General features: G+C 65.4%; 1 protein-coding gene. It reads left to right on the forward strand.

Features of this window, described 5'->3' with window-relative positions; genetic code table 11:
• Positions 1–80 precede the first annotated feature (80 nt).
• A partial coding sequence (locus AC0AIB_RS31070) for an acyl carrier protein (protein WP_465098058.1) occupies positions 81–642 on the forward strand: 562 nt, incomplete at its 3' end.

Genomic DNA, 642 nt, shown 5'->3' on the forward strand with positions numbered 1-642 from the left:
TCTTGCGGTCGGTGGGTGAGGGGTTCGTCGGTGGGGTGGGGGTGGATTGGGCGAGTGTGTTTGCGGGTTCGGGTGCGCGGGTGGTGGATCTGCCGACGTATCCGTTCCAACGACGCCACTACTGGGCACCGAACACCGGCGGCGTACCTGCTCCCGTCCTGGACGACCACGCAGAGCGGGAGCACGAACCAGCCGAATCAGAGTCGGGGCTTCGCGCCGAACTGCTGACGTTGGCCGAGCCCGAGCAGCTGATTCGACTGCTGGCCGTTGTCCGCGCCGGCACCGCCGTCGTCCTGGGACTCGACTCGGCCCAGGCGGTCGATCCGGAGCGCACCTTCAAGGAACAGGGATTCGAGTCTGTCACTGCGGTCGAGCTGTGTGGCCATCTGAGCCACAGCACCGGAATCCGGGTGCCGGCCTCGCTTGTCTACAACTATCCCACTCCGATGGCCGTTGCCCGGAAACTGCAGGACGAACTCCATGGCCGACAGCCGGAGCAGGTTCGGCAGGTCACTTCGGTTGCTGTTGTGGATGATCCGGTGGTGGTGGTGGGGATGGGGTGTCGTTTTCCGGGTGGTGTGGTGTCGGCGGAGGGTTTGTGGGATTTGGTGGTGGGGGGTGGGGATGCGGTGTCGGGGTTTC

This window comes from Micromonospora sp. DSM 43699, assembly GCF_055517075.1.